Raw genomic sequence first — 8504 nt, forward strand, 5'->3', positions numbered from 1 at the left:
GGCTTGGGTTTCGGGGTCGGGGTCGGGGTCGGCTTCGAGGTCGGTGTGGGGGCCGGGGTGTGGGTGTCCGGGAGCGGCTCGGGGGCGACGGCCACCGGCTTCGGGGGCGAGGGCCTGGGCCGGGGTTCCGGGGGAGCGGGCGCGGGCGTCGGCGGCTCGGAGCGTACGGCCGGTGCGGACGGCGACGGCTTGGCGGCGGCCTCCTTCACCGGCCGGTCGTCGTTCACCAGGGCCAGCGCGACGGCGGCGACGGCCACCGCGACCACGCCCGCCACGATGCCGGCCTTCACCGGCGCCCCGAGCCCCTCGGCGGCCGCCGCCCCGCCCGCGCCGCCCGCCCCGGCGGACGAGCCGGTGGCCGCGGCGGCGGCCCCCGCGGCTCCGGCTCCGGCGCCGCCGGCCACGATCCCGAGCGCCTTGGCGTATCCGGCGGCCCCGAACCAGCCGATGACCGCGACCGGGACGACCGCGGGGATGCCGTTCGCGACCTCCTCGATCTGCGCCGCGGCCAGCCGGCACCGGGCGCACTCCGCGAGGTGCTTGCGCAGTCCCCGCTCGGCCCGGACGCGCAGCTTGCGGCGGGCGTAGGTGCCGAGCTGGTCGGCGTAGCGGGCGCACTCCGCATCCGCGGTGAGGGCGGTGCTGACGTGGGCCTGGAGGTAGGCCTGCCGCAGCCCCTCCCGGGCGCGGCTGGCGAGCACCCGGGTGCCGTTGGCGTCCAGCCCGAACAGGACGGCCACCTCGCTCGGGGACTCGTCCTCCACCTCGGTGTGCCACAGCACGGCCTGCCAGCGCTCGGGCAGGGAGCGGAAGGCCCGCATGGCCAGGGACTGCTCGGCCTCGTGCAGGGCGCGCACGTCGGCGCCCGGATCGAGGTCGCCGGTGTCGGACGCCTCGGCGGCGCGCGCGGCCTGCTGGGCGAAGACGGCGAAGTCGTCGACGAGCTGCTCGCGCCGGGCGGACTTGGCCCAGTGCGCGGCGACGCGTCGTACGGAGGTCAGCAGATAGGCCCGTACGGCGTGCTCGGGCCCGGCGCCGCCGCGCACCGCCTGGAGCATCCGGGCGAACACCTCGGCGGTGAGGTCGTCGGCGGTGTGGCCGTCCCGGCAGCAGGTCCGCGCGTACCGGCGTACCGCGTCGGCGTGCCGCCGGTACAGCTCCTCGTAGGCGGAGTCGTCACCGGCCCGCATCCGGCCGATCAGCTCACCGTCGGCGGCGGGCGCCTCCCGGGGCGGCGGCAGCACGCTCCCGTCCCGCTGGGCGGGTACGTTGCCGCCCGCGCGTGGTCCGGGGTGTCCGTCCCGGCCGGGTACGTACGACGAGGCCGGCCCGTGCGTCTCCGTGTCCCCGTCGTCCCCGTCGTCCCCGCGTGACCCGTCCCACCCGTCAGCGCTCATCGCGTCAAGCCCCCGACACCGGCCCAGCCCAACCCCTCACCGGCTCAGACTGCCACACCCCTCCCCGACAAGCGCCCCCGCACACCGCATCCACCCATCCGAGCGCACTCACCCAACCGAACCCGAACACCCTTCGAAAATGGGGGAGTTACCCAGCCGACGACACCACGCACCCGCCACCCAAGCCCCCTCACGAAAACCACCCGCACCACCCGGCCGCGAGAGCGGCACGAGTGGTGCGGGTGGGAAGACGAAGCCGCCGAAGGCGAAGCCGGGCCGCGCCTAAACCGACGCCGACGCCGATGTCGGTCGCGAGCGGAGCCCCTCCAGCAGAATGTCCAGCAACCGAGCCGAGGCAGCCGCCTGCTGCGCGGCATCCGGCAGGGACGGCGCCGCCGTGGCGATCACCAGCAGCACATCCCCCACCGACACATCCGCCCGCAGCTCACCCGCCGCCCGAGCCCGGTCGACCAACTGCCCGACCACCTCGAGCAGCGCCCCGGCCCCGGCGTCATCGGCCCCCGCCGAGGAGTCGTCCGGCACCAGCCGCAGCTCACCACCGACCGGCTGCACCCGCTGCTGCGGCACCCGGGCCTCCTCGCCCGACGCGTTCGGCCCGTCCGAACCGGCGGAGCCGACCCGCAGCACCTGCGGCGGCAGCAACCGCCCCGCCCCCGACGCCACCGAGGTCCGCAGGAACCGCGACAGCGCCGACCACGGCTCGTCCTCCTGCCCGAGCGCGGCCCGCGCCTGCTCGGTCAGCCGCGCGGTCTCCTCCTCGGCGATCCGCCGGACCAGCACGTCCTTGCTGGGAAAGCGCCGGTACACGGTGCCGACCCCGACCCTGGCGCGCCGCGCCACGTCCTCCATCGGCGCGCCGTACCCCAGCTCGCCGAACACCTCACGTGCCGCGCGCAGCACGTGCTCCAGATTGCGCTGTGCGTCGACCCGCAGCGGCGTCGTCCGCGCCCCGTCCGCGCGTCCGGCACCCGCCGCCGTACTCATCGTTCTCCCGCCGGGCGCGATGGCGGTAGCCGATGCCCAATGCGTGTCCTGAACATGCATGTGTTTCCCCCGGTAATGACGTCTCCCCCCGGAGACTCTCCCCGCCACTGGCTGCGAAGCGCGCGGAACGGGCATCGGTTCCGACCGGATCCGCCCGTCGCGGGCCCGTTCGACCACATTCCCTACACTCCGTCGACACACGAACATAGTTGAGAGGCAGTCAATTCAGAAGGGGGAGGTTCCGTACAGTGCGCCCCCCGATCGGAGTACGGGGCGTGTACGTCCCGTTTCCCTCCCTTCCCGCCGACTCGCCCGCCCCCGCTGACCTGCCCCGTTTCACCCCGTACGGGCACCCCGCCCGCTCCCGCGCTCACCCGGCCGCCGGTCACACAAATTGTCGGGGCTGTGGACAAACACCAGCGCCGGGTGCGTCATGGGATGGTGAAGGAACGTGCGCGCATTCTGGTTGTCGGCGGCGGCTACGTCGGGATGTACACGGCCCTGCGTCTCCAGCGGAAGCTGAAGGCCGAGCTGAACAGGGGCGAAGCCGAGATCACGGTGGTCACGCCCGACCCCTACATGACGTACCAGCCGTTCCTTCCCGAGGCCGCCGCGGGCTCGATCTCCCCGCGGCACGTCGTCGTACCGCTGCGCCGCGTCCTGCACCGGTGCCACGTCGTCGTCGGCGAGGTGACCTCCATCGACCACGCGGTGCGCACGGCCGCCGTCAGCACGCTCGCCACCACCGACGAGGGCGGCTCCACCGAGCTGCTCGGCTACGACGAACTGGTGCTCGCCCCCGGTTCGGTCTCCCGCGCCCTGCCCGTCCCCGGCCTGGCCGAGTACGGCATCGGCTTCAAGACCGTCGAAGAGGCCATCGGCCTGCGCAACCACGTGATCGAGCAGATGGACATCGCCTCCTCCACCCGCGACCCCGCGCTCCGCGACGCCGCCCTCACCTTCGTCTTCGTCGGCGGCGGCTACGCGGGCGTCGAGGCCCTCGGCGAACTGGAGGACATGGCCCGCTACACCGCCCGCTACTACCACAACCTCCGCCCCGAGGACATGAAGTGGATCCTCGTGGAGGCCACCGACCGGATCCTGCCGGAGGTCGGCCCGGAGATGGGCCGCTACACCGTCACCCAGCTGCGCCGCCGCAACATCCAGGTACTGCTGAACACCCGCCTGGAGTCCTGCGCCGACCGGGTCGCCGTCCTCAGCGACGGCCAGCGCTTCCCGACCCGCACGCTCGTGTGGACGGCCGGCGTCAAACCGCACCCGCTGATCGCCGCCACCGGTCTGCCGCGCACCGACCGCGGCCGGCTGCGCTGTACCGCCCAGCTCACCGTCGACGGCGCCGAGCACGCCTGGGCCGCGGGCGACGCCGCAGCCGTCCCCGACGTGACCGCCGCCGAACCCGGCGCCGAGACCGCGCCCAACGCCCAGCACGCGGTCCGCCAGGCCAGGGTGCTCGGCGACAACATCGCGCACGCGCTGCGCGGCGAGCCCCTGGAGACGTACGCCCACCGGTACGCCGGCTCCGTCGCCTCCCTCGGCCTGCACAAGGGCGTCGCCCAGGTCTACGGCCGGAAGCTGAAGGGCTACCCGGCCTGGTTCATGCACCGCGCGTACCACCTCAGCCGAGTGCCCACCGTCAACCGCAAGGCCCGGGTGCTCGCCGAATGGACCCTCGCCGGGCTGTTCAAACGGGAGATCGTCTCGCTCGGCTCACTCGAACACCCGCGCGCGGAGTTCGAACTGGCGGCCGGTGGAAAACCTCCCCACAGCCCCTCCGACGACCCGAAGGGGTAGTCCTGACCGGACCCGGGAACTCCGCGCACCGCCGAGGCGTCTGACGGTTGTCGCCGTGGTCCCCCTGCCAGACTGCCCACGTCCCCGGACTGGCCCCCCGCCCGCCCACAGCACCCACGAGGCTTTTCCCACTGTGAACTTCACGCGCTGGAGCGCCCGGCTCCCCGGAACGCAGCGCCGCGCCGCCGCGCGGACCGAGTCGGCGGTCTCCCCGGACCGGCGGGGCGACGGCTCCGTGCCCGCGGCCCGCGCCGAACGGTCCGCCGACGCACCCCCGGCGCCCGCCGTCGACGTACTGCCCGCGCGTGACGTCCTGGACCGCGTCCCGGCCCTCGTCGCCCTCGTCCACGGCCCCGACCACCGCATCGGCTACGTCAACGACGCCTACACCACGGCCTTCGGCACCCGCCCCACCGGCGTCCCCGCCCGCGACGCCCTGCCCGAACTCGCCGAACTGGGCCTGCTCCCGCTGCTCGACCAGGTGCTGCGCAGCGGCAGACCCCGCACCCTGAAGTCCCGCAAGGCCGTCGACGGCCGCTCGTACACCTTCACCTGCACCCCCGTCGCCGAGGACGGCGACCGCGACGCGGGAGTCCTCGTCTTCGCCACCGACGTCACCGACCACGCCGAGGCCGCCGAACGCCTGCGCGCCGCCGAGCGCCGCCAGCGCGAGACCGCCGTCACCCTTCAGCGCTCCCTGCTCCCGCAGGAACTGGAACAGCCCGACGACCTGCGCATCGCCGCCACCTACCAGCCCGGCGGCACGGAGGCCGCGGTCGGCGGCGACTGGTACGACGTGATCACCCTCGGCGGCGGCCGGACCGCCCTCGTCATCGGCGACGTCATGGGCCGCGGGGTGCGGGCCGCCGCCGTCATGGGCCAGCTGCGCACGGCGGTCCGCGCCTACGCCCGCCTCGACCTGCCCCCGCACGAGGTGCTCCAGCTGCTCGACGGCCTCGCCGCCGAGATCGACGCCAACCAGATCGCCACCTGCGTCTACGCCATCCACGACCCGAACGAGGGCCGCCTGGTCTACGCGTCGGCCGGTCACCTGCCGATCCTGGTCCGCGACGAGAACGGCGTGGTCTCCCGCGCCGACGAACCCACCGGCCCGCCGCTGGGCACCGGCGGCTGGATCCACTCCTCCGGCTGCGTCGCCCTCCACCCCGGCGCCACGGCCGTCCTCTACACCGACGGCCTGGTGGAGCGCCGGGACGCCGACCTGGACGAGGGCATCGCCGCGCTCGAAGGCGCCCTCGCCGGCGCCACCGGCACCCCGCAGGTCGTCTGCGACCGCCTGGTCCGCTCGGCCGGCGTCACCGCCGACCACGACGACGACGTGGCCGTCCTCGTCCTCCAGCACCCGGCGCGTACGGGACCCGACGGCGATCTCTTCCGCAACGCGGCCCTGGAACTCCTCGGCGGCGTCGAGGCGGCACCCCGCGCCCGGGCGTTCGCCTCCGGCGTGCTGACCAGCTGGCGCTTCCCCGCCGAGCTGCACGACCTCGGCGTGCTCGCCACCAGCGAGCTGGTCGCCAACTCCCTCCAGCACGGCATCCCGCCCATGCGGCTGCGGCTGCGCCGCACCGACCGCCGCCTGATCATCGAGGTCACGGACGGCGACGACCACCTGCCGCGCCGACGGCGCGCGGAACCGGGCGACGAGTCCGGCCGGGGCATCGCCATCGTGGCGACGATCGCCTCCAGCTGGGGCTGCCGCCGCACCCCCGGCGGCGGCAAGGCGGTGTGGTGCGAGTTCGTCCTCCCGCAGGGGTAGACCGACTCGGCCTGCGGGCAATCGTGCCTCCCCCAAGCTCTTCGAGGCTCTTCGAGCAGGGGGAACCCAGGCGGCACGGGTGGGCGCTGGGGGCGCCCCTCCGGGGGGCGGCACCTCTCAGCGAGCAGCACGTAATCCCCGGACACCGACACCGGGCACGTCTACGCCTCGGCCGCCATCGGCTCCGTAGCCGCCTGGCCCCGGCTCACCACGCGACTCTCCCGCCCCGCCCACGGCCGGTCCTGCACCGCGGTGAGGCGCCGCCCCAGCCGCAGGGCCAGCACGGTGACCGACAGCGAGAACAGCAGGAAGGTCACGATGTACGGCGCGTGCAGCGAGGCGCCCAAGGGGCCGCCCACCGCCGGACCGACCGCCAGCGCCAACTGCTTGACCAGCGCGAACGCCGAGTTGTACTGCCCGGCCAGCCCCTCCGGCGCCAGATCGGCGACCAGCGGCGCGACCGTCGGCGACAGCATCGCCTCGCCCAGCCCGAACAGCGCGTACGTCGACACGAAGGCGGCCGTGGCCATCTCCTGGCTGCCGTGACCCAGCCCCGCGTACCCGGCGGCCAGCCATGCGACGGCCCAGATCAGGCCGACCGCGGCGATGACCCGGGACCGCCGGCGCCGCTCCACGAGCCGCAGCACGGCGAACTGGGCGACCACGATCATCAGGGTGTTCGCGGCCAGCGCCGTGCCCAGCGCGGACGTGGATATCCCGGCCGCCTCCACGCCGTAGGCGCTCAGACCCGACTCGAACTGGCCGTAGCAGGCGAAGAAGAGCACGAAGCCCAGCACGCACAGCTGCACCATCGCCCGGTTCCCGAGCAGCTGTTTCCAGGCGCCCTTGGCCGACCGCGCCGGGGCGTCCTCCATCCGGGGCGAGTGCGGCATGCGCACGGTCGCCATCACCACGACCAGCAGCAGGAACATCAGCGCCTCGATCGCGAACAGCAGCGTGAACGAGGAGACGCGCGTGGTGTCGACCAGGTGGCCACCGATGAGGCCGCCGACGCCGAGCCCCAGGTTCTGCAGGAAGAACTGCATCGCGAACGCGCGCGAGCGGGTGTCCGCCGAGGAGCAGTCCACGATCATCGTCGCGAGCGCCGGCTGCATCACGGCCTGCCCGGCCCCGAGCGCGGCGGCGGACAGCAGCACGGTCGCGGCACCGCCCGCCAGACCGAGGCTCAGCGCGCCCAGAGCAGCGAGGACCAGGGCGGCGAGCAGGACCGGCAGCGGGCCGCGCCGCACGATCGCCCGGCCGGCGAACGGCAGCACGATCAGCGCGGCCACGGCGAAGACGGCGAGCACGAGTCCCGCCGTCATGGCCCCGAGCCCTCGCACCTGCGCCACATAGACGTACAGGTACGGGACGGTGAAGCCGAGCCCGAACGCGCTGAGTGCGTTGCCCACGTGGATCCGGCGCATCGCTGCGCCCATCGCCCTGGTCACGTTCACCTCTCTCACTAGTTAGACCTGAAGACTTCGAAGCTAAAGTTCGAAGCTAAAGAGTACACAGTGAAGGACTTCAAAGCAAAGGGGTCGCGTGCGATACTGCGGCCATGGCCGACACCCCCGGCGTCACGGAGCCGACACTCGAAGAACAGATCGCCGCCTACCAGCGCGAGTTCCAGGACCTGGACCCCCAGGTCGAGAAGATCGTGTCGGCGCTGTCCCGGCTGAACCGCCGGATGAACGTCGCGTACGGCCGCCAGACCGCCGCCCTCGGCATCAGCAACGCCGAGTGGGAGGTCCTCAAGGCACTGGTCCTCTCCGGTGCGCCCTACCGCATGGGCCCGAGCGACCTGGCCAAGCGGCTCGGCCTCACTCCGGCCGCGATGACCCACCGGATCGACCGCATGGTGGCCGAGGGTCTGGTGACCCGGGAGCGGGACGAGTCCAACCGGGTGCGCGTCATCGTGGAGCTGACCCCCGAGGGCCGCGAGAAGTGGCTGGAGGCCATGCGCCTGGCGACGGTCTTCGAGGGGGACCTGCTCCAGGACCTCACCCCCGCCGAGCGCGCGGTGCTCGGCGAGGTCCTGACCCGGCTCCTGCGCCGGGTGGAGCACGCGCAGCCGGACGCCGGCGGCCGGCTCACCGACCTGGACTGAGTCCGGGCCCGGGGCCCCACCTCGATCCGCGAAAAGATGTTGACAGGGGGTGTTGACACGACCCTGGCCGATCCGTAAAGTTCTTCGGGTTGCCGCGGGGCCGTAACGGTTCTTCGACAGCACTTCGCCGCCTGGAGCGGCACCCTCACACCACCAGCACGATCTCCCGTACGGGTTGTATTCGGCGTGCCCGAATTCAATTCGAATACGGGCTCGGCGGCCCGATTGGGAATCGCCGGGCGGATCCGCTAAGGTTTGAGACGTCGGAACGGCCCAACAGCCGCGAAGACAAACCCCGCTGACTGGGGATCAGACGCCGAAAGGATCTGATAGAGTCGGAACCGCCGGAAAGGGAAACGCGAGAGCGGGAACCTGGAAAGCACCGAGGAAATCGGATCGAGAA

General features: G+C 73.3%; 6 protein-coding genes. 3 read left to right on the forward strand and 3 right to left on the reverse strand.

What is annotated here, in order from left to right; all coding sequences use genetic code 11:
• A partial coding sequence (locus IH25_RS0136580; RefSeq protein ID WP_107058538.1) for an RNA polymerase sigma factor occupies window positions 1–1397 on the reverse strand: 1397 nt, incomplete at its 3' end.
• Between the two features lie 282 nt (window positions 1398–1679).
• Window positions 1680–2462 (reverse strand): TetR/AcrR family transcriptional regulator, encoded by a 783-nt coding sequence (locus IH25_RS0136585; RefSeq protein ID WP_030621227.1) that lies wholly within the window; start codon window positions 2460–2462, stop codon window positions 1680–1682.
• Between the two features lie 378 nt (window positions 2463–2840).
• On the opposite strand from IH25_RS0136585, the gene IH25_RS0136590 reads away from it, so the two are divergent.
• Together IH25_RS0136590 and IH25_RS0136595 are read left to right on the forward strand one after the other, a co-directional pair.
• Window positions 2841–4214, forward strand: coding sequence for an NAD(P)/FAD-dependent oxidoreductase (locus tag IH25_RS0136590; protein ID WP_030621230.1), 1374 nt, complete (start codon window positions 2841–2843; stop codon window positions 4212–4214).
• A 133-nt stretch (window positions 4215–4347) separates the two neighbouring features.
• Entirely contained in the window at window positions 4348–5991 is a 1644-nt protein-coding gene (locus tag IH25_RS0136595) for an ATP-binding SpoIIE family protein phosphatase (protein ID WP_030621233.1), read from the forward strand.
• Between the two features lie 161 nt (window positions 5992–6152).
• Here the strand turns inward: IH25_RS0136595 and IH25_RS0136600 are convergent, their stop codons facing one another.
• On the reverse strand, window positions 6153–7418 hold the full coding sequence (locus IH25_RS0136600) for an MFS transporter (protein WP_030621236.1): 1266 nt from the start codon (window positions 7416–7418) through the stop codon (window positions 6153–6155).
• A 134-nt stretch (window positions 7419–7552) separates the two neighbouring features.
• On the opposite strand from IH25_RS0136600, the gene IH25_RS0136605 reads away from it, so the two are divergent.
• Window positions 7553–8101: a MarR family winged helix-turn-helix transcriptional regulator gene (locus IH25_RS0136605; protein WP_030621240.1), complete on the forward strand. Its 549-nt coding sequence runs from the start codon at window positions 7553–7555 to the stop codon at window positions 8099–8101.
• Window positions 8102–8504: the final 403 nt, after the last annotated feature.

This window comes from Streptomyces achromogenes subsp. achromogenes (assembly GCF_000720835.1).
Taxonomy (GTDB): domain Bacteria; phylum Actinomycetota; class Actinomycetes; order Streptomycetales; family Streptomycetaceae; genus Streptomyces; species Streptomyces achromogenes.

Bases quoted from the DNA above. Each gene is read 5' to 3' on its own strand.
- IH25_RS0136605 (WP_030621240.1), top strand. From the start codon at position 7,553: ATGGCCGACACCCCCGGCGTCACGGAGCCGACACTCGAAGAACAGATC.
- IH25_RS0136600 (WP_030621236.1), bottom strand. From the start codon at position 7,418: ATGCGCCGGATCCACGTGGGCAACGCACTCAGCGCGTTCGGGCTCGGC.
- IH25_RS0136585 (WP_030621227.1), bottom strand. From the start codon at position 2,462: ATGCATGTTCAGGACACGCATTGGGCATCGGCTACCGCCATCGCGCCC.
- IH25_RS0136590 (WP_030621230.1), top strand. From the start codon at position 2,841: ATGGTGAAGGAACGTGCGCGCATTCTGGTTGTCGGCGGCGGCTACGTC.